Source organism: Marinomonas aquimarina, assembly GCF_900089755.1.
Lineage (GTDB): Bacteria > Pseudomonadota > Gammaproteobacteria > Pseudomonadales > Marinomonadaceae > Marinomonas > Marinomonas aquimarina.
Genome location: NZ_FLOC01000018.1, coordinates 37,035 through 59,920 on the forward strand (window position 1 = coordinate 37,035; position 22,886 = coordinate 59,920).

Annotated in this window: 25 protein-coding genes; 8 read left to right on the forward strand and 17 right to left on the reverse strand. The window is 65.6% G+C overall.

Annotation, left to right across the window (positions count from 1 at the left end; all coding sequences use genetic code 11):
* Positions 1-77: 77 nt before the first annotated feature.
* Positions 78-923: an MFS transporter gene (locus MAQ5080_RS14175; RefSeq protein ID WP_024082530.1), complete on the forward strand. Its 846-nt coding sequence runs from the start codon at positions 78-80 to the stop codon at positions 921-923.
* A 46-nt stretch (positions 924-969) separates the two neighbouring features.
* Here the strand turns inward: MAQ5080_RS14175 and MAQ5080_RS14180 are convergent, their stop codons facing one another.
* Both MAQ5080_RS14180 and MAQ5080_RS14185 read right to left on the reverse strand, forming a co-directional pair.
* Entirely contained in the window at positions 970-1,473 is a 504-nt protein-coding gene (locus MAQ5080_RS14180) for a ClbS/DfsB family four-helix bundle protein (protein WP_003821138.1), read from the reverse strand.
* Between the two features lie 181 nt (positions 1,474-1,654).
* Positions 1,655-2,197, reverse strand: coding sequence for a nuclear transport factor 2 family protein (locus tag MAQ5080_RS14185; RefSeq protein ID WP_015912832.1), 543 nt, complete (start codon positions 2,195-2,197; stop codon positions 1,655-1,657).
* 199 nt (positions 2,198-2,396) lie between these two features.
* On the opposite strand from MAQ5080_RS14185, the gene MAQ5080_RS14190 reads away from it, so the two are divergent.
* Entirely contained in the window at positions 2,397-3,092 is a 696-nt protein-coding gene (locus MAQ5080_RS14190; RefSeq protein WP_003821135.1) for a FadR/GntR family transcriptional regulator, read from the forward strand.
* A 155-nt stretch (positions 3,093-3,247) separates the two neighbouring features.
* Here the strand turns inward: MAQ5080_RS14190 and MAQ5080_RS14195 are convergent, their stop codons facing one another.
* A complete protein-coding gene (locus tag MAQ5080_RS14195) occupies positions 3,248-3,658 on the reverse strand; it encodes a hypothetical protein (protein ID WP_012614065.1) in 411 nt (136 codons plus the stop codon).
* A 180-nt stretch (positions 3,659-3,838) separates the two neighbouring features.
* Between MAQ5080_RS14195 and copM the strand changes: the two genes are divergently transcribed.
* From copM to kdsA, 3 genes are all read left to right on the forward strand, one after another.
* A complete protein-coding gene (gene copM / locus MAQ5080_RS17690; protein WP_003821133.1) occupies positions 3,839-4,540 on the forward strand; it encodes a CopM family metallochaperone in 702 nt (233 codons plus the stop codon).
* A 10-nt stretch (positions 4,541-4,550) separates the two neighbouring features.
* The gene (locus tag MAQ5080_RS14205; RefSeq protein ID WP_003821132.1) at positions 4,551-4,808 is read left to right on the forward strand and encodes a glutaredoxin family protein; all 258 of its coding nucleotides are present in this window, start codon (positions 4,551-4,553) and stop codon (positions 4,806-4,808) included.
* A 174-nt stretch (positions 4,809-4,982) separates the two neighbouring features.
* Complete coding sequence (gene kdsA, locus MAQ5080_RS14210; protein ID WP_003821131.1) at positions 4,983-5,855, forward strand: 3-deoxy-8-phosphooctulonate synthase; 873 nt, start codon at positions 4,983-4,985, stop codon at positions 5,853-5,855.
* A 50-nt stretch (positions 5,856-5,905) separates the two neighbouring features.
* Here kdsA and mobH read toward each other — a convergent pair whose 3' ends face one another.
* Complete coding sequence (gene mobH / locus MAQ5080_RS14215) at positions 5,906-7,777, reverse strand: MobH family relaxase (RefSeq protein WP_003821130.1); 1,872 nt, start codon at positions 7,775-7,777, stop codon at positions 5,906-5,908.
* Between the two features lie 316 nt (positions 7,778-8,093).
* On the opposite strand from mobH, the gene MAQ5080_RS14220 reads away from it, so the two are divergent.
* The 3 genes from MAQ5080_RS14220 (at position 8,094) to MAQ5080_RS14230 (ending at position 9,815) form a co-directional block, all read left to right on the forward strand.
* Entirely contained in the window at positions 8,094-8,720 is a 627-nt protein-coding gene (locus tag MAQ5080_RS14220; RefSeq protein ID WP_003821129.1) for an integrase, read from the forward strand.
* A gap of 12 nt (positions 8,721-8,732) precedes the next feature.
* Complete coding sequence (locus MAQ5080_RS14225; protein ID WP_012614066.1) at positions 8,733-9,365, forward strand: RES family NAD+ phosphorylase; 633 nt, start codon at positions 8,733-8,735, stop codon at positions 9,363-9,365.
* An 84-nt stretch (positions 9,366-9,449) separates the two neighbouring features.
* Complete coding sequence (locus MAQ5080_RS14230; RefSeq protein ID WP_003821127.1) at positions 9,450-9,815, forward strand: DUF3742 family protein; 366 nt, start codon at positions 9,450-9,452, stop codon at positions 9,813-9,815.
* A gap of 11 nt (positions 9,816-9,826) precedes the next feature.
* On the opposite strand, the gene MAQ5080_RS14235 is transcribed toward MAQ5080_RS14230, so the two are convergent.
* The 13 genes from MAQ5080_RS14235 to MAQ5080_RS14295 form a co-directional block, all read right to left on the reverse strand.
* Positions 9,827-11,347 (reverse strand): conjugal transfer protein TraG N-terminal domain-containing protein, encoded by a 1,521-nt coding sequence (locus tag MAQ5080_RS14235; protein ID WP_067211417.1) that lies wholly within the window; start codon positions 11,345-11,347, stop codon positions 9,827-9,829.
* A gap of 15 nt (positions 11,348-11,362) precedes the next feature.
* Positions 11,363-11,734 (reverse strand): hypothetical protein, encoded by a 372-nt coding sequence (locus MAQ5080_RS14240; protein ID WP_003821125.1) that lies wholly within the window; start codon positions 11,732-11,734, stop codon positions 11,363-11,365.
* The gene (locus MAQ5080_RS14245; protein WP_003821123.1) at positions 11,731-13,128 is read right to left on the reverse strand and encodes an integrating conjugative element protein; all 1,398 of its coding nucleotides are present in this window, start codon (positions 13,126-13,128) and stop codon (positions 11,731-11,733) included. Before MAQ5080_RS14245 ends, MAQ5080_RS14240 begins: the two co-directional genes overlap by 4 nt.
* A gap of 9 nt (positions 13,129-13,137) precedes the next feature.
* On the reverse strand, positions 13,138-14,085 hold the full coding sequence (locus MAQ5080_RS14250) for a TIGR03756 family integrating conjugative element protein (RefSeq protein WP_003821122.1): 948 nt from the start codon (positions 14,083-14,085) through the stop codon (positions 13,138-13,140).
* Positions 14,082-14,528: a TIGR03757 family integrating conjugative element protein gene (locus MAQ5080_RS14255; protein WP_003821119.1), complete on the reverse strand. Its 447-nt coding sequence runs from the start codon at positions 14,526-14,528 to the stop codon at positions 14,082-14,084. The genes MAQ5080_RS14250 and MAQ5080_RS14255 overlap by 4 nt, the downstream gene beginning before the upstream one ends.
* Positions 14,529-14,690: 162 nt before the next feature.
* Positions 14,691-15,185 (reverse strand): JAB domain-containing protein, encoded by a 495-nt coding sequence (locus MAQ5080_RS14260; protein WP_003821118.1) that lies wholly within the window; start codon positions 15,183-15,185, stop codon positions 14,691-14,693.
* A 182-nt stretch (positions 15,186-15,367) separates the two neighbouring features.
* Complete coding sequence (locus MAQ5080_RS14265; protein ID WP_012614069.1) at positions 15,368-16,153, reverse strand: DsbA family protein; 786 nt, start codon at positions 16,151-16,153, stop codon at positions 15,368-15,370.
* 13 nt (positions 16,154-16,166) lie between these two features.
* Positions 16,167-19,043, reverse strand: coding sequence for a conjugative transfer ATPase (locus MAQ5080_RS14270; RefSeq protein WP_003821116.1), 2,877 nt, complete (start codon positions 19,041-19,043; stop codon positions 16,167-16,169).
* Positions 19,043-19,483 carry a TIGR03751 family conjugal transfer lipoprotein gene (locus MAQ5080_RS14275; protein ID WP_003821115.1) on the reverse strand — a complete coding sequence of 147 codons (441 nt, stop codon included), beginning with the start codon at positions 19,481-19,483 and terminating at the stop codon, positions 19,043-19,045. The genes MAQ5080_RS14270 and MAQ5080_RS14275 overlap by 1 nt, the downstream gene beginning before the upstream one ends.
* The gene (locus MAQ5080_RS14280) at positions 19,464-20,882 is read right to left on the reverse strand and encodes a TIGR03752 family integrating conjugative element protein (RefSeq protein ID WP_003821113.1); all 1,419 of its coding nucleotides are present in this window, start codon (positions 20,880-20,882) and stop codon (positions 19,464-19,466) included. Before MAQ5080_RS14280 ends, MAQ5080_RS14275 begins: the two co-directional genes overlap by 20 nt.
* Positions 20,872-21,789: a TIGR03749 family integrating conjugative element protein gene (locus MAQ5080_RS14285; protein WP_003821112.1), complete on the reverse strand. Its 918-nt coding sequence runs from the start codon at positions 21,787-21,789 to the stop codon at positions 20,872-20,874. The genes MAQ5080_RS14280 and MAQ5080_RS14285 overlap by 11 nt, the downstream gene beginning before the upstream one ends.
* Positions 21,786-22,478 (reverse strand): PFL_4703 family integrating conjugative element protein, encoded by a 693-nt coding sequence (locus tag MAQ5080_RS14290; RefSeq protein ID WP_003821110.1) that lies wholly within the window; start codon positions 22,476-22,478, stop codon positions 21,786-21,788. The genes MAQ5080_RS14285 and MAQ5080_RS14290 overlap by 4 nt, the downstream gene beginning before the upstream one ends.
* Positions 22,475-22,885 carry a TIGR03750 family conjugal transfer protein gene (locus MAQ5080_RS14295; protein WP_003821108.1) on the reverse strand — a complete coding sequence of 137 codons (411 nt, stop codon included), beginning with the start codon at positions 22,883-22,885 and terminating at the stop codon, positions 22,475-22,477. Before MAQ5080_RS14295 ends, MAQ5080_RS14290 begins: the two co-directional genes overlap by 4 nt.
* Between the last annotated feature and the right edge of the window lies 1 nt (position 22,886).

Below are 22,886 nucleotides of genomic sequence, written 5' to 3' on the forward strand. Positions count from 1 at the left end.
GCTGGCCTGCTTCAGTGCCCCCGAGTACTGCGACCAGAAGAAAAGGGGTTATTCGTTTCATAGTTCGATTTCCTGCTGTGGGCTACTGCTTCGCAGCCGCCGTCACCGCCGAGGACGCGCTTAAGGCCAAGGCCATTTCCTGGGTCATGGTGGGCGGTCTCGCGGGCGCCATCATCGGGCCGCAGTTGGTGATCTTCACGCGCGATGCGGTAGCGGGCACGCCCTACGTTGGCAGCTTCCTCAGCCAGGCGCTGCTGCCGCTGATCGCCTTGCCGATCCTGCTGATGCTGCGCACGCCGAGCCAGACCCAGGCCGAAGCAGTCGCCGATAGCGGTCGGACGGTGCTGCAGCTCTTGGCGATGCCGCGCTATCTGCTGGCCGTGGCTGCGGGCGTGGTGTCCTATGGGGTGATGGCGTTCGTGATGACGGCCGCGCCGGTGGCGATGGTCAACCACGGGCATTCGGTGGACAACGCCGCCCTAGGAATACAGTGGCACCTGCTGGCGATGTTCGGGCCGAGCTTTTTCACAGGACGACTGATGGTGCGCTACGGCAAGGAGCGCGTGACCGCCGTCGGCATGGTGCTGCTCGCCGCCTCCGGGGTGGTGGCCCTGGGCGGGCTCGGCCTGTCCCACTTCTGGGGCTCGCTGGCGCTGCTGGGCATCGGCTGGAACTTCAGCTTCATCGGCGCGACGGCGATGGTCACCGATTGCCACACCCCGGCCGAGCGCAGCAAGGCGCAGGGCATGAACGATTTCTTCGTCTTCGCCGCCACGGCGGCCGTGTCGTTCCTCGCGGGATCGATCCTGCACAGCTCGGGCTGGCAGGCGGTCAACTGGATGATCTTCCCGGCCCTGGCGCTGATCCTGGTGCCGCTGCTGTGGCAGGCCGCGCGAAAGCCGGCGCTGCCAGCTCCGGTCTGATCGGAGCGGTGCAAGAGGCGCTCCGCGCAGTGGGTCGCCTCGGCCGCTACAGCACCTGCTTCCACTGGCGCAGCCTCGACAGCGCGTCGTCGTAGGCGGTGGAGGTGAAGAACTGGATCTTGCGCCCGAGGGTCTTCATCGGGCTCAACGCGGGATCGAAAAGCGAGGCGTTCGAATGGTGCGCCACGCAGTCGAGCACCCGGTCCTGTCCCTCCGTGAGCATGGCTTCCAGCTCGCGAAGGTCTCTGCCCGCGAAACGGCGCTGGAAGCCGGCAGAAAGACGCTCGGCCCGCTGCGCCATCGCACTCGGCGAGTAAAAGGACGCCGAAGGTCCAGGCGTCCGATCATGCGCGAACTGCAGGATCATCGTGTTCCAGACGATGACGTCCACCAGGACCATCGCAGCGTTGGTATGCAGGCGCGGCTCCTGCCAGATCATGGCCGTGTGCCGGTAGTGGCTGGCGGGAATGGTGGCAGCTTCTACCCCGAGCTTTCGGTGGCTGGCGCGAACCTTGTCAAGGAGTTCCTGCTTCGTGGTTGGTAGTTTCATTCGGGATTTCTATTTCATCGAGACAAGGCTCGATAACCGGCGTGTCAGATATTCATCAAGTCACCAGCGCAATTACCTTGGATTGAGGAAAAGCGCTTGCCTCACCGCTGCGCTGGCGGCGCCGAGGGCTTGTGCATGATGAAGCGGGACATGTCGGTGATTTCCTGTTTGCGGATTTACGTTACTGCTGAAGCTGCTTCTGCATGGTGTTGTGGTTGTAGTAGTCGCTGGCATAGACAATCTTTCCGTTCGAAACACGGAAGAAGCTCGCGCCGAAATAACTGATGGTCGAACTGGAGGGCGACGTCCCGCCATTGCTGTTCTTGGTGGCGGTGAATTCCCACTCGATCGCCACACCATCGCCGGAGGCAACCGGCTGCGAACGGATTTTCATTTTTCGGTCGGGCAGGATTTTCATCAGAAACTGCGAGACTTCGGTAATGGCTTGAGGCCCAGTGCGGGACGCTTCATTGCTGGTATTGAAATAGACGACGTTGGAATCGAGCACTTTTTCCATCGCGTCGGTTCGCCCGCCATTCCAGGCGTCAAGGTATTGCCGGACCACCTTCACGTTCTCTGGCTCATCTGCCGCCTGCGACGTGACGCTATAGGCGAGTGAAGCCAGCCCGAGGAATATCGCTCCCAAAGCCTGCACCGGACGGCAGCGCAAGCCGTCTGAAGAACGAAGGGGCCTGAATGACAGGGCGTGCTGCATGTTGTTCATGGTCGAAATACTCCAAAAGGTGTTGAAAAAAATCCCGCTCGCACGGGCGTGGTGGAAAATCGCATGTCGCGCGCAACGAAGCACAGGCCGTCGGCAATTGCTCTTTTGTCAAATACATAGAATCATCCTATGTATAAGGCCTGAGTTGCTACAATCGAGGTCCGATGGGCTCCCGTCTCTACGTCATTTGAGAACCGCGATGAATAACCGCTTCACACTCCCACAGGCGCCGCGGCGTTCGCTCGTCGATTCGACGATTGAGCTGATCCGCGGCCAGATCGAGGGAGGCGCCTGGAAGGTCGGCGAGCGCATCCCCAGGGAGCAGGAACTGGCCGAGATGCTGGAGGTTGGCCGCAACACGGTGCGGGAAGCCATTCGCGTGCTCTCGCACGGCCAGGTCCTGGAAGTCCGCCAGGGTGATGGCACCTACGTGCGAACCAATATCGATCCGGCCGAGGTCATGCGCCGTGTCGGGCGTTCCGGCTTGCGAGAGCACTTCGCGTTGCGCTGCATGCTGGAAACCGAGGCGGCCAGGTTGGCCGCGGTGCATCGGTCCAAGGCGGACGTTGGGCTGCTGCGCCGACTGTTGAAGGCCCGCGGCGAGCAGGAGCAACACGCATCGAGCGCGGCCTTTGCCGAGGCCGATACGGCTTTCCACTGCGCGATCGCCGGGATGTGCGGCAACGGCGCGCTGGCTGAGCTGTACCGCTACTTCGCGAACTCGGTCCGCATGAACACGCTGACTGCGCTGAAGGACAAGGAACTGCCCGAGCCGGGTCTCGCGACCCATGAGGCGATCGTGGATGCTATCGAGCGCCAGGATGGAGAAGCAGCTGCGGCGGCTGTGCGGAACGTGGTCGCTCCGCTGATTGCGGCACTTGAGAAATCGGGTTGATCCGAGCGCGACTCCCGCGCTGGCAATGCCGCTTTCCATCGAGCAGCCGGTCGCCGGCCCCGTTGATCGGAACGCGGGTTGTTTCCCGGAGAGCACGCGGTAGCCGGTCCTCATGGATAGGCCCTTGGTGCGCTACAGCGACCGGACGGTGCTGTTCATATCGAATCTTCGACGCGACCACCCGCCAGGACATACCGGGCCAGCGCCTCGGCATCGGCGTGGGTGGCCCGGGTGGACTGCGGTGTACCGAAAGCCTGGACGAGCTTTGGCAGCATGGCCTCCAACTGGGCTCGCTTATCCGAATCCGGTTCGACGTGGATGAGCGCGAGCAATGTGCCGCCAAGCGTCTCCTTGTGAGTCTTCAGCCAGACGCCGCGCTGAGCGCGATCGTCGAGAGTCTCTTCTGGCCCTCCCGCGACGTAGATAAGCACGAAGGGCTTTCCGCAGGCGACGAGTTCATCCATTTCCGCGCACCAGGCGCTGCTGTATCCGTTGTAGATGCTTGCGCCGTCGAAGCGGACGATGGGGAAATCGCTGGTGTCGTGAACTTTCGGTTGCTGGGACATGATCCTGGACTCTCGCTATTAACGTCCTAACATCCTACCTTTGTTGAGAATTACTTGCAACTGAAATGGGCATGGGCACACCGCCGTGCAGCGCCAAGTGACGGGCGAAATAAGGGCTTGACCTTCCAACAATGGGAGGCCCTACAGTGAACCCATCAACCTCATTCAAGGAGTTTTTTCATGAAGGTCAACAAGTTCAGCCTCTTGTTCATTGCGGGCGCCGTCGTGGTCGCCGCCGGCCTGATGGCCGTCCAGAAGAAGGTGGTCGTCCCGTCGGGTGAAGCGATGCAGGCCAGTGCGGGCGGAGGTCACCAAGGGCACGCGATGCCCTCCAGCGCCTCGGCCAATGACAGTCCTTCCACGACCGCGTATCGCGCCGTGAACGACCAGATGCACGCCGGGATGGGAGCGCAGTTCACTGGCAACGCCGACGTCGATTTCATGCGTGGCATGATCCCGCACCACCAGGGCGCGATCGACATGGCCAAGGTGGCGCTGCAGTACGGCAAGGACCCGGAGGTTCACAAGCTGGCCCAGGAGGTCATCACCGTGCAGGAAGGCGAGATCGCCATGATGAACAAGTGGCTGGGCGACAACGGCCAGCAGGCGGCGGCCGGCAGCTCGGGCGATGCCTCGACGGCCGCCTACCGTGCCGGCAACGACCGCATGCATGCGGACATGATGATCGACTTCAGCGGCGACGCCGATGTGGACTTCATGCGCGGCATGATCCCGCACCACCAGGGTGCGATCGACATGGCCAAGGTGGCGCTGCAGTACGGCAAGAACCCGGAGGTCCGCAAGTTGGCTCAGGAGGTCATCTCCGCGCAGGAAGGCGAGATCGCCATGATGAAGAGTTGGCTTGTCGCTCGGGGCAAGTGAAGGCACGACCATGAACCAAGCCAACACCCCGCGCATCCTCATCTATAGCACTCCAACTTGCCCGGACTGCCGGGCACTAAAGGAGTGGTTGTCCCAGCAGGGCATCGCGTTTGAAGAGCGCGACCTGACCGACCCGAAGATTTCCGCGGAGGCCAAGTCACGAACCGGCGTGCGCGTGGCCCCGATCACGATCGTCGGCGACGAGGTCTTCTATGGCACCTTCGCGAGCCAGAAGCCGAGGCTGATGAAGGCGCTCGGTCTTCAGTGAGCCGCTGAAGGAAGACCGTGGTCACGGGCGGAGTCGCCGGTGCGGACCCCGGTCGGACCCTGTAAGCGCTGTTGTGGACGCGTCTGCACGCAAAGCTCAAGACCGTGAGGCATTCTTCGCCGACGACGCTCGGCGCTTTCGCCTGCGGTCGTTGACATCACGAGAGGAATTTTTATGCGATCGACATCATCAGCCACCTCCCTGCACGTCGCCATTTCCGAGGGCATCACAGTCGCCAACGACCTGCCGTTCGTGCTGTTCGGCGGCATCAACGTCATCGAGGATCTCGATACGACCCTGGCTGCGGCTGAGCACTTCGCGGAGGTGACGCGCAAGCTGGGGATACCCTTCGTTTTCAAGGCGTCGTTCGACAAGGCCAATCGCTCGTCGATCCATTCTTTCCGAGGTGTCGGCCTGGAGGAAGGGCTGCGGGTCCTCGATGCGGTCAAGTCGCGGTTCGGATGCCCAGTCTTGACCGACGTGCATGAGGTTGAGCAGGCCATGCAGGTCGCTGCCGTTGCCGACGTACTGCAAGTTCCGGCCTTCCTGGCCCGGCAGACCGATCTGGTGGCCGCCATTGCCCGCACCGGTCGGGTAGTGAATGTCAAGAAGCCGCAGTTCCTCAGCCCGGGCCAGATCAGGCATGTCGTCCACAAACTGCACGAGGCTGGCAACCCGCGCGTCCTGCTGTGCGAGCGTGGCACGCAGTTCGGCTACGACAATCTCGTCGTGGACATGTTGGGCTTCCGCGAAATGAGCGTTGCCAGCAGTGGCCTGCCACTGGTGTTCGACGTAACCCATAGCCTGCAGCGGCGAGAAGCGGATGCGTTGGCTTCGGGTGGGCGTCGCCAACAGTTGCCCGAACTCGCGCGGGCCGGCATGGCGGTCGGCATTGGCGGTTTGTTCCTCGAAGCACACGCCGACCCGGCGCATGCACGTTGTGACGGACCCAGCGCTCTGCCACTGGACACGCTCGAACCGCTGCTGCGGCAGGTCAAGGCGGTGGACCAACTCGTCAAGTCGTTCGAGCCTCTTCGGATCGACTGAAGCCTGCCACCCGTTCAAACAGAACGTGTGGCACTTCCCCTCTTAGTCGGCTATTTGAGCGACAGATAAGGATTGTTCGGTGGAACGGCATCGAATATGTGCGATGGGTCTTCGAGCAAATAGCCATGCACCTGGCGCGTTTTGCGCGGTCCCATGACCTCGCACGTCCTGATGTTCAGACCCGATGGCTGTTTCCTGTGGAGTCCGAGTTTTTCAAAGCGCTTCTGCACCCACTGCCAGTCCTGCAGGGCCGCGTCCTTCGCAAGCGGCCCAATGGTTGGATGCTCTTGTGCGTAGCGCTGGAAAACACCAGGGCTGATCAGGTAAACCGTGTCGGACACGGTATGTACCAGGGCCTTGGCGTCATTGATGATGAGCTTGCGGGTCTGGACGGCCTGTTTCAGCCAGGCCATGAAATGCTCGCCCGATGGCCGCCCGGTAAATGAGGCGAAATCGTGCGGCGCAGGCGCGGCGGTCGGCGCCGAAGGACCTGGGGCCGATGCGGGAGGGTCGAGCGGCACCGCTGCATCGTCGGCACCCTCTGGCGGGGCTTCGACGGACTGCTCCGGCTCAGGCGTTGTCTCGAACATCGCCAGCATGCTTTCCAGTGGGTCGGCCGGATTGCGCTGCGTGCTGGGAGGTATGGCGTGACTTCCGCCCGACTGATCTGGACGGCTGCTTGCTGCGGGCTCCTTCTCCGTTGCCACCGCTGCTCCAGGTAGCAATGCAGCGTCGGGTGCGGACGGGCGCGGCCCGTCCTCGGCCTCGCCGGCGTTGTCCACGGTCACGGTTCCCGCAAATGGGCTGGGTCGCTCCGAGGGCTCCCAGATCAGCGCCGGGGCCAGGCGCAGGAGCGTGAAGGCATGGGACCAGCCACTCTCACTGGTAATAGTTGCGCGCCAGATGGCCTTGCCGGAGGCGGTGGGCTGCAACATGGCATGATCCTGTAGCACGTTGAACACGGCCGTGTTGTTCGCGGGGATGCCATCGACCCCCTGGGACAGCAGGTGCGCGCGCAGCTTGTCCGAGACTGTCTTGCTCACCAGCCACAGCGCGTCCTCGGTGAGCCAGCCATCGGAGGCCTCCGGCTGGTTCAGTTTCAGCTCTTCCTTGAGCAGGTAGCGCAGCCCGTTGACCAGCTTGCGTTGGAGCGAGTGCTTGGGCGCGGCCATGGCGCGCGCGGGATCGCCGCCCAGCTCCTGGGCGACGGAGGCGCGGTCGGCCTGCACGACAAGCTCGCCCAGAACCCCGGCGTGCTCGTACTGCCCAGCCAAGACGTAGAGCAGCGGCGCCCACAAGGATGGATAGCCACTGAGCCAGTCCAGCAGATCGCGATTGAGCAATTGCTGGTACAGCAAGCCTGTCGCGGCGCTATGAAGCCGGTACTCGCGGTCGTCGCGGTAGCGGAAGCGGTACGGTTGGCGCAGCGGGCCGTGCCATGGGTGCCAGGTGCTGCCGTCGGCCAGCTCGACGTGCAGATCGACGGCCACCTTGCCGATGTCATGGAGCAGTGCGGCATAGGCGACGGCCGCAGTCCAGGCTTCGGCCTGCGCCGCCTGGTCTTCGGGGCTGGCCCCGATGGGCAGCAGATGGGACTGCCGCAGCTTTAGGCTGTAGGCGACGATTTCGAGGCCATGGTCGAGCATGCCGCCCGGGTAGGCATGGTGATGCGCTTCGGAAGCCGGGAAGGCCTGGACCAGCTCGGCGTAGCGCTCCAGCGGCGCGCGGTACAGGGAGGCGAACTGCTTGCGCGAAAGCGAGGTGCGCTGCCAGATGTGTTCCAGCAGCTTCTGCCGGCGCGGGGTGGCGAGCAACGATGCGGCCGACTCCGGCCGCATCAACCCTTTCGGGAGGTCGGTGGCGGGTGCTGGCGACGGCGCGGCAGCGACCGGGGGCCGTTTTCGCTGGAACAGGGAGAGCATGTCGGTGTCCTGATGGCGGGCCGGGCGGGAGGCCTTTTGGCCTTTTCAAGGTAGGGCCTTTCCCCTTGCACCCCATTCCCTTGCCGTTTCGACCCTTTGGCCTTTAACCGTTTCGGTATAGCGGGGCCTGGGCTGCGGCTCCAGCGTCAATGCGGAACCCGCACGAATGGATTAGACGGCGACCTGGCGCTGGGCCCCGGCCTATGCTGCCGGGGCGCTACACCGCCAGGTAGGCTCCCACCCGGGCGACTAAGTTGACAAATGCGACAAAGGAGACTAGAGTGAATCCTGTCTCAAACCTACCTGGGAGCTGACCATGCCCACTGCGATCGAATTCATTGCCGACCGGCTGCCGCGAGTCACGGTGGAGGATGTGCGACGCTTCGCCGATACCGTCGAAATCCGGGATGCACCGGCGTTCGCGGCTGAGTTGCAGGCGTTCATCCACGAGCGCGTGGAGGCGGTGACGCTGCCCGCCAACCTGGAAGGTGAAACGGTGGCGCAGGCCTTGCAGCGCAAGGCGGCCGCGTTGCGCTCCGACACGCGCTGGACACCGGCTGAAACCGATGTCCAGCGAGGCCGCGCCTTGCTGCTGGAAGCCTTCAACCAGCCGGACAACCTGCCGCCTGCCGAGTTCGCCAAGCTGGCGGACAAGTCGCGCCAGCAAATCTACAAGGACATCCTCGCCCGTCGGCTGCTGGCGCTGAACGTGGGGCCGCGCGGCCAGAAGCTGCCCGACTGGCAGCTCGACCCGGTGAAGCAGCAGTTGACCCAAACCGTGCTCCAGGAGGTCGAGGGCATCGACCACTGGACGATCTACCGCGCGCTGTCCGAACCCCTCGAAGGCCTGGGTGGTCGCTCGCCCGTGGATGCGGTGACGCATGGCACGATCGATGACGTGGCCGAGGCCGTGTTCAACGTGCTGGGCGTCCAGGTGCATTGAAGCGAGACCGCCATGAGCCACGAGCTGCCTTCGTTCCTGATCGATGCCGGTGAACTGCTCCAGCATGTGAGCCGCGTCGTCTATCGGGGCAGCCCGCTGTACTATGGCCGCAGCAGCACGAATCGCTACGATGACCCAGCGGGGGCCTACGGCGTGCTCTACCTGGGGCGCGACCTGCCCACGGCGCTGATGGAGTCGGTGTTTCACAAGCACCAGTGGCTTGCGGACACGCAACGCTCGATCGCGCTGAAAGAAGTCCAAGCCCGGATGGTGCGCGCAGTAGGCGTGATGGACGACGTGTTTCTGGCCGATCTCACGGCGCAGGGCGTCATGGCGGGCTACTTCGGCCTGAACCTGGAGCAGTTGGCCAGCCGCGACTACACGCACACGCAGCGGGTGTCCGCCCAGGTGCATGCGATGCTCGGAGATGATGGCCAGGCGCTGTTCGACGGGGTGCTCTATCCGTCGCGCAACAACTATCCCGCCAAGAGCATCGCCCTGTTCGAGCGTGCGGGAGCGAAGGTTGGCGTCATCGAGGACATCGACCTGGTGGACCATGTGGACTGGCCGCGTTTCGTTGTTACCTACCGCATCGGCGTTGAACCCGACCCCGGCCCGGTGGGGCCGGATGACGAAGCGTCCTGAAGCAGCAAGAAAACACATTGAAGCCGCAAACCGAATGAAGTGGAGCAAACTGGAATAGGCATTCCTCAACAGCAGGAGACGACCATGAACACGACGACCCGCACCAGCACCGCAGAACGCCTCGGCCGCGCCTTTGGCCGCGGATGGCGTGCCTATGCGCGACGCGAACGGCGGGCGTCGAACTGGTTGGTGTCCAAGGGCATGCCGCGAGCTGGCGCTACCGCGCTCGTGTGGGTAGCCAAGCTGGCTGTACTGGGGGTGCTGCTCTACGTTGCGTTTTGGTTTGCACTCGTGATGCTGGGCGTTGCGGCGGCGGGATGGGCTGCTGCTGCAAATACTTCGGATGAGGACGAGTGGCCTTTCACCGACCTCACCGAGCTGCGCAAGACGCCGGGCTACGATCCCAACCTGTACAACGACACGTCGCACGAGTTGTACACCGACGACTGACCGGCCTCGCGCTATTTCAGTTTTCCTCCGGTGAGCGCCCCGGCACCCTTGCCGCCAGCTTGGCCGGCGCTCTTGCTGCCATCGGAAAGTCCCTGGATGACGTGCCCGGCCCGAATCCCAACCCAGGTAAGGCTCGCCAGCCAGAATCCCGGCAGAACCAGGAACATCGTGCCCATGACGAACATCAGGAGCATGTCGCCGAAGGCGTTGTTCAACCCTACCAGCGGGTCAAAGTTGGTGTGCGGCCGGTTCCAGCCAAAGCCCCAGCCATAAAGCGCGTCCAGAATCGTTGAATCGATCCAGCGTGCGAGCTGGAACCAGAAGTCCGTGAAGAACAGCGCGAACTGCACGACGCTGACGGTGACGACCGTCTTCAGGTCGTAGGTGCCCACAACCAGCACGAGCGGGATGCAGATGACCAGCGCCATCTTCAGTAAGGCGAGGATCATGGGCAGGGATTGGCGCACGACATCCATGGCAGGAAACGCGGCAATCGCGCCGACTGCCATCCCCACGTCGCCCGTGGCGCGCGTCACGATGTTCGGCAGGGTCTTGTCGATCTGGCCGCCGTAGTCCGTATAGACGCTGCCCTGGTTCAGTTTCTGCTGCCGCGGTGACGCGATGGCGCGGATCACCGAATCGTCCACCTCGGCCCGGCTGAGGAACCCGGCCCAGCCCGCCAGGCGATTCAGCAGGGTCGGGGCCACTTGCCCCAGCAGCCGCGCGCGCAGGCCGTTGCTGCCGTCTGACCACCACTGCCTGCAGGTCGGGTAGCCGCCACCATTGGCAACCTGCGCGAGGCCTGCATCGCGGGTGTCGTCATAGGGCCATGCCTCGCGCGCCGTGCTGGAGCGGTAGCTGTCGTAGTAGCCACCCGTGTCCGTGAAAAAGCGCGAGCCGATCCAGGTTACGTCGTGCATCTGCTGCTCATCGAGATCCGGGCGCTGCATGAACAATTTGGCCCGCGCAGGCCCATAGCAATCCCGCGAGAAGTCCGCGACCTCCTGAGCCAGTACCGGGTCGTCAATGCGGGTCGCGTCGATCTCCATCCTCATCTGCCGCAGGTCCGTACCGCACGGGATCGCCGCTACCGAGGCGCTCGTGACGGCGCGCGAGAGCGCGTGCATGAAAGCCCACCAGACCGGCACCTTCGCCGACTGGTTGTTGATGGTGCTGAAGGACTGCGACCAGCCGGTTTCCGTGGGCTGCGGCACGCTGACCTGGCACTGCGCCGAGCGCGAGCTGTCGTACTGGATGGTGCTGAGGTCCACGTCGATGAACGGAATGCCCGCGAACATCACCACCACGATCGCGACGAACACCCGGTTCTCGATACGGGCGGCACTCAGAACGCCTTTGTTGCCCTCGTCAGCGCCTTCCGCGCGGGCCTTCAGCCACTCCTGCACGACGATGGCGACGAAAGGCAGCGCGAACACCCCGCTGGACACCAGCACGGCCCAGATACCGTTGTTGACGATCCAGGACACGAGGGTGAGGTAGTACTCCAGATAGTCGGTCGTGAAGAGCGTCATGGCCCCGATCTCCCCTCAAGCGGCCTGCATCAACAGGCTGGCTTCCAGCGCGACGATGGCGACGACGCCGGCGACCTCGGTACGGATCAGCCGGCGCCGCGCCTGCCCATCTGTCCCGCTTTGGTCTTCGCGGGCCAGCACCCGGCGGCGCATCCAGAACCATCCATAGGCCGTTGCCGCGTACACGCACAGCCGCCAGATGAAGAAATACCCTGCGGAGGCCGCCAGCCACCGTTCCCAGCCTGCAACGCTGCCGACCAGGTTGATGCCCGCGACGTTCGCCCCCACTGCGGCGGCAACGATAAGCACCAGCCACAGCAGCGTCTTCGCCGCGCGCCGGCTGAACAACCAGCGCAGCGGCCGCCAGGCCATGCGCGCCGGGCTCATGGCCGACTCCCCGGATTGCCCTTCTGGAGCTGGTCGAGACGGTCCGGCACAGGATCGCCCTCGTAGATGCCGCGCGAACCGGCCGCGCGCGCGCCGTGGCGCTGGATGATCGCCATGGGCGAGTTGTTCGCCAGTTCGCGCCGCAGCTCCAGTTCGGTCTTGAGGTTGCGAATCTCACGGTCGAGCGTGTCGCTCTCGTGGTTCACCGCCTCCACGGCAAGTTCGTTCGCCGCGACGTTGGGCTCCTTCTTGCCCGTGAGCAGCGTGCGCTGCAGCAGCAGCGCTTTCTCCAGCACGGATGCCAGCGCGACCTCGGACGCGAGGCGCTGCGACAGCAGGTGCTGGTCGGGCTCGTCGCGCAGCGCCTCGATCACGCCGCGCGTGATCGGCAGCGACGCACTGCCAGCTTCGCGCAGGTTCTCCGGCGTCGTGTTCTTGGCCTTGGTTACCAGGTCCTGGAGCGCCTGCAGCTTGGCGTCGTACTCCTCCTGGATCAGCGGCGTGAGCCCGACGCCCGGCGTCGTCTCGGTCTTGGTGCAGGCATCGCACGTGCGCTGCTCCTTCTCGCCGAGCACGCGCGTGGCCCACTCGACGGCAGCCTGCGGCGAGGTCCAGGTCTGGCACGAGAGACTGCTGCAACTGGCCGGCGCAATGGACGAGGTGTCGGTCACGCCGCGGCCGTTGACCAGGTTGTAGCCAGCGCGGGTGACATCGCCGACGACCTTGATCGCGGGCTGGCCGGAGCCGCCCGCGTTGCTGCCCCCGACCCACGGCACGCCGTCATTGCCGCGGCGCGTCTCGGCCTGCTCGATGGCCGAGACCGCATCCGTGCTCGACACGGCATCGCGCAGCGCCAGCCCTTCGGCCATCTGGCTCCAGCCGAGTTGGCCGCCCGCCGTTTCGGCCATCTTCTCGGCCATGGCACGGCACGTCAGCTTGCTGCGGTCGAAATCCAGCCGCGCCTGCAGCACGCCATTGGTGAGCAGGTTGTACAGACCGGGATCGGCCCGCTGGATGATCAGTGCGGGCAACGATGCCACCGCACTGGTGGCACTCTGGATCACCGACGACATGATTTGCTGGAAGCCGTTGGTAATGCCGTTAAGTTGGTTCTTCAACGTGGTCTGGATGCTCATGTCGCCGCAGATCAAGTTGCTGTTCCAACCCACGCCGACACCGATGGAGCGCATGCCGGCTGCACGTCCCATCGACACGGCGTTGCCGCCACCGATCGAGTACATGACGTCATCGCCGATGACGCTGCCGCTGGTCTGGTATCCCAGTTGACCCCAGGCCACGCCGCTGCCCAGCGCGAGCGCGCCGGCCAGTGCCAGGACGATCTCCGTGCGACGTACCCGGCGGGAGAACGGATTGAATGCAGGACGGAACTTCATGGCACCCCCTCAGAGGAAATCGACGCTGCCCAGGAACACCTGGCCCCGGCGCTCGCAGCAGGCATACGGCCGCCACAGCGCCCATGCGTAGTCGCCTTGCTGGGCCTGGGTAAGGAAGCCGCTGCGCGGGAAGACCGTGCAGGACGAGGACAGGACGGGCGTGAGTTCTTGCCACTTGCCGGTCGAGGCCTCGCCCTCCATCAGCGCGCCGGCCGGCCAGTAGCCGTCACGGGAGTTGGCAAGCAACGGCTGATAGACGTGGATCTGCCCGCGGCGCGTGACCACATCGCCCGCACGCTGGGCCACCACTGCGCCGGCCTTGAAGTCGTCGGTCTGGTGCAGGAAGCCGCCACGGGGATACACGTTGCCCCAGAGATTCATCGTGGTACGGGCACCGACTTCGCGCCGGCCCGGAATCAGCGCTTCCGGGTAGGCCATCTCGGGCACGTTGTAGCGCCAGGCCAGCGTATCCAGGGTGCTGAGCAAGTACGGCATAAACGCCGTGCCCGCGCCCTCACAGAAGTAGCCTGACGAAGAGACGAACTGGTTGAACACCTCTGCGCCGGGGTGACCGATGACATCCGCGTTCTTGAATTTGGCGAGGCTGTTTTCGTGATCCTCGTTCGTCGTTCCGTCGCCGCCAGCTTGGGCGGACGGGTTGGGCGTGCTCATTGCCTGGACTTCGACCCAGGGGTTTTCTCCGGTATTCGAGTACGACGACACCACTGCATCGGGGATGTAGTGGCGCACCTTGATCGACGTGCGCACGGTGCAGCCCGTCCATGTGCAGTAGAGCCAGTAGCAGATGCCGACGACGCGGTATTCGAGGCAATCGGGCGATGCCACCGAGCCGATGATGGTCGCTGTATTGAGGGCGTAGCTGCCCGTGGCGCTGAGCAGCAGCAACGAAGCCACGCCAGCGCGCAGGCGGCGCATCAGGTCGAATGGTCGGGTCACGGCTGGGTCCTCCGGTGCTGCTCGATGCGCGCGACAGCGCGAGCCACATCCGGCTCGCCATAGACCACATAGCGCCTGTCCACCACCACGGCCGGGAGGCTGGTGATGCCGAGGCTCCATGCGTCGGTAACGCCTTGGTATGCGGAAGCGATGCGTCGCTGCAGATCGGCACCGCCGCCATTCAGCCGGCGCTTGACGATGGCCGTCGCCTGTTCGGGGTCGGTGGGCAGTCCCGCGGAAAGCTCCGCTTCAATCCTGTGGGCTTCGTCCAGCTCGATCAGCCGCTCGCCGCCCATGGTCTTGACCGGGTGGCGGCTGTCGGTGACGACCACCACGTCGGCGGCGAAGGTGGCCGGGCTGAAAACGGCCAGGGCTGCCGGCAGCGCCACGGCCCGGCCGAGGGTTCGCCAGCCCGGCGCGAACCTGGAAAGGGATGCTGTCATGTCGCGTGCCCTTGAAGTTGATCAGAGCAGTAGTCAAACGCGAAGCCGACGCGGCCCCAACAAACAATGCGCATCGCGCACTGCCCGCATACCTGCTTGTCTCGCGCCCATGAAAAAGCGGAGGCCGAAGCCTCCGCGTGGATCAGGGAGCCGATGCCGTCGCTACAGCAGGCCGGATTCCGCGAACGAGTACGGCGTGCCCTGGCCGACGATGAGGTGATCCAGCACCCTCACGTCGATCAGCGACAACGCGGCCCTCAGCGTTTGGGTCAACGCACGGTCCGCGCTCGACGGCTCCGTGCAGCCCGAAGGGTGTTGGTGAGAAAAAATGACCGCTGCCGCATTCAGTTCCAAGGCACGCTGCACGATCGGACGCGCATGCACCGAGGTCGAATGGATCGTGCCTCTGAACATCGGCTCGTAGGCCAGCACCTCGTGCATGCTGTTGAGGAACACGATGGCGAAGACTTCATTGGGCTCGGCGGCCAGTTTCAGGCGCAGGTAGTCCTTGACGGCGGCAGGCCTCTCCAGGGATGGCCCCTTCTTGAAGACCCGCTGCTCCAGCAGCGCGATGGCTTGCCGGATGATCCAGTCATCGGATTGGGACATGGGGGCAAAACGTGGCTCCACGCAGGAGTCGTTGGCGACGAGAGACATGGCGGACCTCCAGAAAGTGAGCGGAGGGCGCCACCCTGGGAGGGCAAGCCCTCCTGGGGATGGAAACAGCGGAACAAGGTGCATCCATCACCGCGCGGCGGTGATTGTTCGCGGCCAGGATGCGAAAGCGAACGGGTAGCGGTCAGCGCGGCGAGCCGCGCCGTAGCCTTCAAGACCGAGGGCTACCTGGGCATGTCGCCGACAACGTCGGCAGGCATTTCGGATGTGGGGGTGGCGGGCGAACCCGGCGCGTCGCTGGCCATTTCCCCGGCCGCCAGCAGGTCCATGGCCGAGAGCAAGGCATCGCCCTCGATCGGCCCCTGCAACAGGATGGCCTGGCCCGTCTGGCGATCGAGCAGTCGCAGCGACGGCGTGGCGGTCACGCCGCTCTTGGTGGCTTCCGCGGCCTGCGCGCGGATGGCCACGTTGGGGCGCTCGCTAGCCATGCACTGTTCGATGGCTGACGTTGTTTCGGGGTAACGCAAGCCATCGGGCAAGCCCTGGCCGTCGCTGCGCGTGTGGGCATAGACCCATTCGACCGCCTGCCAGAACGCCGCATGCCCGCCCGCTTCGGCGGCGCACTCGGCCAGACGTGCCTCGGCCGACGCGGCAGGCTCGTGCGCGGCCAGCGGCTGGTGATGCCATTGCAGCGCCACGTCGGTGTTGTTGCCGACCCAGCGCTTGAGCTGCGGGAAATACTCCCGGCAGAACGGGCATTCCAGGTCGGCATAGAGCGTCAGCGTGAAACGGCCTTCCGGGTTGCCCATCTGCCAGGGTGGCCCAGCGACCTGCGCCGTGCTGACCGGCGCGCGCGACGGCGCTGAGGATTCGCCGGGCGTCCGGGACACCAGCCAGATCAGCAGCAGCGCGACCAGCGCAGCAGCCAATACCCAGGGCCAGCGAGGCCGCCAGCGGCGACGGCGGAACGCCTGGACCTGCATCGGAATGGAAGGACGTTTCTGTTCCATGGCGTTCTCCGGTTTACGACAGTTCCAGGGCCGGCGACTCGATGCCGCGGGCCTGGTCGATCTTCTCGGCCACCTTGAAAGCCGCTTCCAGTTCGGTGCAGCCGTACTGCTGCATGAGCTGGTAGCGTTCGGCCTTCTCCTCGGGTTCTGTCTGCGCGAGGGCGAGGTACAGGGACGGCGGCACGGCGCGGAACAGCACTTCCATGCTCTTGGAGAGGATGACGCCTTCGGTGAATTTCCCCGCTTCCTTGCGCGCCGAAAGCATCAGCGCCTTCTGCGCGGGCGAGAGTTCGCGGAACCGCGCGATCTTCTCAACTTCATCGGGCGGCATGCTGAGACAGATCCACCACTCGATCATGTTGAGCATGGGCTCCGCGGCGCGCGGCAGGTCGTCGATGTTCTGCGTCGCGAGCCAGAACCAGGCCCCCAATTTCCTCCACATCTTTGTAATTTTCACGACGTAGGGCGCGAGCAGCGGGTTCTTCGTGATGATGTGGCCTTCGTCGGTGACGTTGATGATCGGGCGTCCCAGGTATTGGTCGCGCTCGGCGATGTTGTTCACCGTGCTGATCAGGCTGATGTAAGCGATGGAGAGCTGCGCGTTGTAGCCCTCGCGGGCGTATGTCGCGAGGTCAACCAAGGTGATGTCGGCTTCGGGCCACGGCGTGCCGTCGCGGTCGAACATTTCGCCGTCCGTGCCTTGACAGAACATGTCCATCGCATCCGCCATCTCCAGCAGCCGCACGCGGCGCATTTCGGGCAGCGTCGGGTCCTGGCCGCGGGCGCGCAACGCGTTGCGCACGTCGCGCGTAAGCACCGTGCGTTTGTCGGCCACGCAGTGCTCGGCGGCGTCGAGGATGCACTGACGGATCAGCGAGCGGTCAGCCCGCGTCATCCGGGCTTCCTCCTTGTCCTCTCCGCCCGTGATCATCAGCCGCGCCGTGATCTCCAGTTCGCCGAGCACGTCGCGCTGCTCGTCCGCCTCCATGGCCGAGGCATCTGGTGGCGGGTCTTCATCCAGCGCGTCGGCGTCGAGCGTCTGCACGTCGCTGGGCGTCTCGATCAGCCGACGCGCGTCTGCGAATGGCGCGAGGCTGATGCCCGAACCTGGGGCCAGCTTGACCCGGTTTACCGTCAGCCCGAGCATGCGTGCGAAGTCGCTGAACAGGCCGAAGCTGTTGCCAGCCTCCACGATGAACAGCCGCGGTCGGTAGATGGCCGTGACCTGATTCAAGAGGTTGTTGAGCGTGGCGCTCTTGCCGGAGCCGGTGGGGCCGAACAGGAACAGATGGGCGTTCATCTGCCGATCCAGGCGGCTGAGCGGGTCGAAGGTGATCGGCCCGCCACCGCGGTTGAACATCGTGATGCCCGGGTGCCCCGTACCTTGAGCGCGGCCCCACACCGGCGACAGGTTCGCCGCGTGCTGAGCGAACATCAGTTGGGTGTACCACTTGCGCCGATCCTGGCCGGGGTTGTAGCAGCATGGCAGCCACCGCAAGTAGCTGTTGAGCGGCGCCACCTCGTCGTCCTCGCGCACCGGCTGCAAGCCAGCATTGAGCATCACGTTCGCCAGGTCCAGGCCGCGCCGGTCCAGTTCCGCTTCGTCGCGTCCGCGCAGGTAGAATGCCAGCGTCCCCCGGTAGAGCTTGTGTGCGCTGCCGATGAGGGAGCGGGCTTCCTGCACGTCCTTCAACGTCTGCTCCGACGCCAGCGTCTCGCCCACGGCCTTCTTCGCCAGGTGGTTGAGATCCGCTTCCAGGACATCCTGCGGCGTGGCGACCATCGTGAGACACAGCAAGGTGTCTTCCGGCATCTGGTCGAACAGCGTGTTGATGGCATCCCCTTTGCGGGTCTCGCCGGTCAGGTGTCCGGTGCCGGGCGGCATGCGCAGCCGGTCGGTGATCAGCACGCGGTGCGGCATGCCGTCGAAATACCAGGTGCCGTGCTCCACGTCGGAGCGTGGCTGGCCGAAGAACAGCCGCTGGCTGAAATCCCGCCCGCTCGCCAGCTCGATTTCGCCGGCCTCGCTTTCTTCGGTGCTGTCGGGGTAGCGCGCCAGCGCGTAGAAGCGCTCCCGGTCCTCTGCACTCGGTCCAAGCATCGCCGGGCGCGGATTGAACCACCGCAGCAGCCAGTCGTGGACGTCGGCTGCGACCATGCGCCGTGCCTGGATGCCGGCGTTCGCCAGGCCGCCGCACAGGCGGTCGCAGACGATGTTCAGCATCTGCTCGGGCGTCTGGCCGCGGCGGCTTGCCTGCCCAGTTGCACGGCGATAGATCACCATGCGCACCCGCCGCGTCTGGCCGCGCCAGCGCAGCCGCGTGACCACCGTGTCCTCGAACAGGCCGCCCGGCTTGGCGACCGCGCGCAGGTGGTGGCCGAAGAAGCGCAAGTAGAACTCGGTGAAAGCGGTGCCGCGGGCACGCGGCTGCACGTAGTCGCGCAGGGTCTGCATGTACTGGTCGAAGCTGGGCTCGTCCTGGGCATAGAGCTGGAGTACCCAGGGGTTTTCGTCCAGCTCATCGAACGAGTCCTGGAGCGCGTTCTCCAAGGCATCGCGGGCATGCGCGAGCCAGCCGGGCTCCCGCCCCTCGGTGCCCAGCGGCACCAGCTCGTAGAAGGCAGCGACCGACTGCCCATCCTCCAGCAGCATGGACTTCGACTGCGGCAAGAACTCCACCCAAGGCAGCAGTTCCGCGAACGACGGCGCGACGTCGTACAGCGCCTGCTCGTCGGCTACCGTCGCCGGCCTGCGGCCCTGGACCGCTGCGCCGGGTTCAGGGACGCCGGCCTGGCGCAAGGCCTCGACGTGGCGCTGCCAGCCGTCCGGCTTCTCTTCGTCGCCGGTGCCGGATGCGGCCAGCTTCGGCCAGGGAAGTTCCCAGCGCATCAATAGTCCTCCAGCCGTTCACCGGGCATGGCGTACTGCACGCGCTGGTACAGGGGGAAGACCGTCGTGTAGCCCGGAACCGGCACGGGGTCCGTGCCCGCCAGGTGCGGGTACACATACATGACGAGATCGGGGTTGGGCAGGCGCTGGAACTGGCGATAAACCTCGTTGCGCGCCGTGCGCGTGTAGCGCATCTGCTCGACGGGCGCAGCCTGCACATCGGCGTCGGTCAGCGGCCGGCGCAGGCTCTGGCGCGCGTCGAGCAACTGCCGGCGCGCGACCTGGCCGGTGCCACTGCCGCCGCCACCCGTTTCCTGCTGCCAGATGTCCATCATGGTGCGGTCGCTATGGGTCAGCAGTTCTTCCTTGCTGGTGGCGCAACCGCTGAGCACGGCGACGGCCGCGGCCAGCGCGAGGCCCTTAATCGAGTTCGAGCGCATGGCTTTCTCCTGCACGGTGATCGACGCGCCGGCCTTCGGGGTCGTGATCGATGGCCAGCGGCTTTTCGAGGTGGACGGCGACCTTGGCGCCTGGCTGCACATAGACGGCGGCGAAAGCCTGTCCGTAGAGCTTGTTGACCCAGGTCGACATGTCCCGGACGCCGCCCGCGAGGATCTGGCCGACTGCTTCCTTGCCGCTGATGCCCACGGTGCCGATGGCGCCGTCCGAGCCGACGTAGGACATGCGGCCGCTGTCGCTCTCGATGAGCGAGGCCACGCCGGCTCCGGCCGCGGTGATCAGAGCTTGCGACCCGAGGTACTGCTGGGCGTTGCTGCGCCGTTCGCCGCTGACGCACGGGATGCCGTGCGGGTCGCTGATCCAGCCCAGGCCGTCGCGCTGCTGGTTGTTCTGCTGGTTGCCTTCGCGGTCTTCGGGAATCGTGCGGATCGTGCCGTCGTTGAAGACGAAGGTGATGCTGCGAACCTGGCCGCGCACGCACGAGAGCGTCCAGTCGCCCGATGCGGTTCCGGAGAACACCGCGCCGGCCACGTCGGGAATGTCGATGCCGTTGGCAGTCAGATTGTCCGGCCCGACCAGCACCTTGAAGGGGTACGGATCGTTCACCGTCCCGTCGATCGGCACGCGCCCAATCAGCGCCGTCATCGCCACGGAGCCCATCAGTGTCGAGTTGGTCGGCACGGTATAGACCGGCTTGGCGCTCTTGACGCCTGCCGCACCTGCGCCGGCGTTCGCCACGGTTTCCGCGGTGGTTTCCAGTGTGCTTTGTGCCGGGCCGAAGCTCGTCGGGAAGCTCATGCCGCTGCCTGCGCCACGACTGCCATTGCGGCCCTCGGCCTTCTTCGCGTCGTCCGGTTCGACCCAGCGCATGCCGCCTTCCATGCCGGCCTCGTCGCCGCCGCGCAGCCCCAGGCCCACCGGCAGATCAGCGTGACCGCCGCCGCGCCCGCCAATGCTGTCCAGGCGCCGCTGCAGGTCGGCGAGCAGCCCCTCGGTCTGCTGGCGCGCGCTGGCCGCCTGTTCCTGGTCGCGGCGCAGGTTGGAGCGCTCGGATTCGAGGGCCGAATTGATGCGCTGATCAATGGAGTTCTCCCGCTGGCGCAGCCGCTGGTTTTCCTCGCGCTGCGACTTGTTGTCGGTCAGCGCGGTCTGAAGCTCGGTGCGCAACTGTTTCACCTGGGCGACGAGCGTTGCCACGGTATCGCGCGGGGTATCGCCTTCGATGCCCAACGCCTTCATTTCCTCGGGCGTGAGCTTGGAGCCAGCATCCGCGGCGGGCGGTGCCGACGTGCTTCCACCGGAGAACAGCCGGATGGCAACGAACAGCACCAGCAAGGCGACCGGGATCATCAGCCACTTGAGCAAGCCGTTACTGCGCATGGCGGGCCTCCTTGCCATCGTCGGCTTCAGCTTCCCGCTGCGGCAGATGCACGGCCGGGTCGAAGCGGTGGATCGCCGGCAGCAGCGATTGCGCGAGGCCGTGCCCGCGCGTCACCAGGTACAGGACGGTCGTGTCCTCGGGCGTCCCGCGCGGTCCGAGCGCTTCGTGCTGGAAGGTGGCGGTGAGGAAATCGCCTTGCAGCACGCGCGGGTCGAGCGTGACCCAGCCGCTGCTGCTGTTGGTCAGGCGCACGGCCGTGACCCACTGGTCTTCCAGACGCCACGACGCGAGCGCGACCGCGCGCACCGGCAGCGTCGGCATCAGCGTGCCGAGGTCGAGGTCACGGCGCAGGTTCACCCGCATGACGCCAGGCAGCGACTCCACAGTGCGCAGCGGCGCGTAGAGGTTCTGCGCGGCGAAGCGCGTCAGGACGACCGGAACCGGGGTTTCGCGCCGGGTCGCCCGCGTACCTGCTTGGTCCTGGGCGCGTGCCGGGGCCTCATCGGCACCGCCTGGCTGATCGCCGTAGCGCGCAGGGGTGCTGCTGCCCTCGACGATGCGCACCGGCTCCAGCTCGGCTTCGCCGTCTTTGGGCGGCTCGGCCGCAATGTCGAGCAGGATCAGCGCGCCCGTGTCGGCGTCCTGCAATTGCAGCCGCGTGGGCTCGATCGGCTCGCTGGCGCGCAGGTACACCGCGCCACCTGCGCTCTGCACGCGCAGGCGTTCGCCCACGCCTGCGGGCACGCCCACGCGGACGTTCCGGTCGATGAACACGATGCGCTCCTGGCCGACCTTCAGCGGCACCGCCAGCGGCATGCGTTCCCACCGCAGAATCTCCACAGCATGGGAGACGGGTGCCGCGGCCACGGCCAGCAGCCCCAGCAGCACGAGTACAGGATGCTTCATGGGGTGTTTCCTCCTTGGGGCGCTTGCGGAGACAGGCCGCCAGGTGCCGGGCGAGTCGGCTCCGGTGCGCTGATGCGCTGGGGCGCGCCGTCGTAGCAGTCCAGCGCCAGGCCGAAGGGGTTGCGGGCGGGATCGACGTCCACCCGCGTGACCTTCACCGGGTAGCGCACGAGCGCGCGCTTGACCTGCTCGGCGCCGTAGTACTCGTCGGCGGTGATGTCGAGCGTCACCACCCAGTCGCGGTCGGAGACCACGCGCACGCGCGCCGTGGGGTCGTCGCCGTAGCCGCGGCCGGGGATCTCATAAATCCCGCGCACGCGCTGGCGCAGCTCGCCCGTGGAACGGCGGTAGTCGTAGTCCGCGCGCAGGAAGGCCTGGCAGGACGGGGTAAGGTACGGCGAGAGCGTGTGGAGGTTGCGCGGATAGTCCTCTTCGCCGTTCGTCGGCCAGCGGTTGAGGGTCTGGAACACGTAGAACGTGAACGCATAGACCGATTCGGGCGGCACTTCCCACCACTTGCGGGTACTGCCCGAGCGCAGGTCGGGCGGGACGTGGATGGTCAGGTCGCGCGGCGCGCTCCACCAGCCACCGCCCATGACCAGGGCGACGATGACCAGCGCACCAGCACCCAGGCGAAGCGTCTTGATGTGCGCCTGCAGGTGGGTGATCTCGTTCTTGAAGCGGCTCATCGTGCCCCCCTTGCAACGGACCTTCGGGTGGACCAGAAGCCGGAGCGCGAGATCAGCACGTGGCCGCCTACCCATCCCGCCATCAGTGGATGGCGCGTGGCGATGCGCCATTGCAGTTGCCGGTACAGCCAGGTGTCGGGGCGCCCGCGCTTGAGCCGGCGCAGGATGCCGCCGCCGATGAAGACGCCCAGGGCCACGCCCAGGACGACGAACGTCGGCGCGATGGCGATCGTGCGGAACACCCAGGACAGCGGCGCGCCGACCAGCAGGCCGGCGGCGCCGGACAGGCCGCAGCAGATCCACAGTTCGTCGGCGGTGAGGCCGCGCACGACAACAGGGTGGCGGTTGAGCCGATGCGGAAGGAACGTGACCGTCCCGTCCGCACGGACGTGCTGCTGCTCGGACATA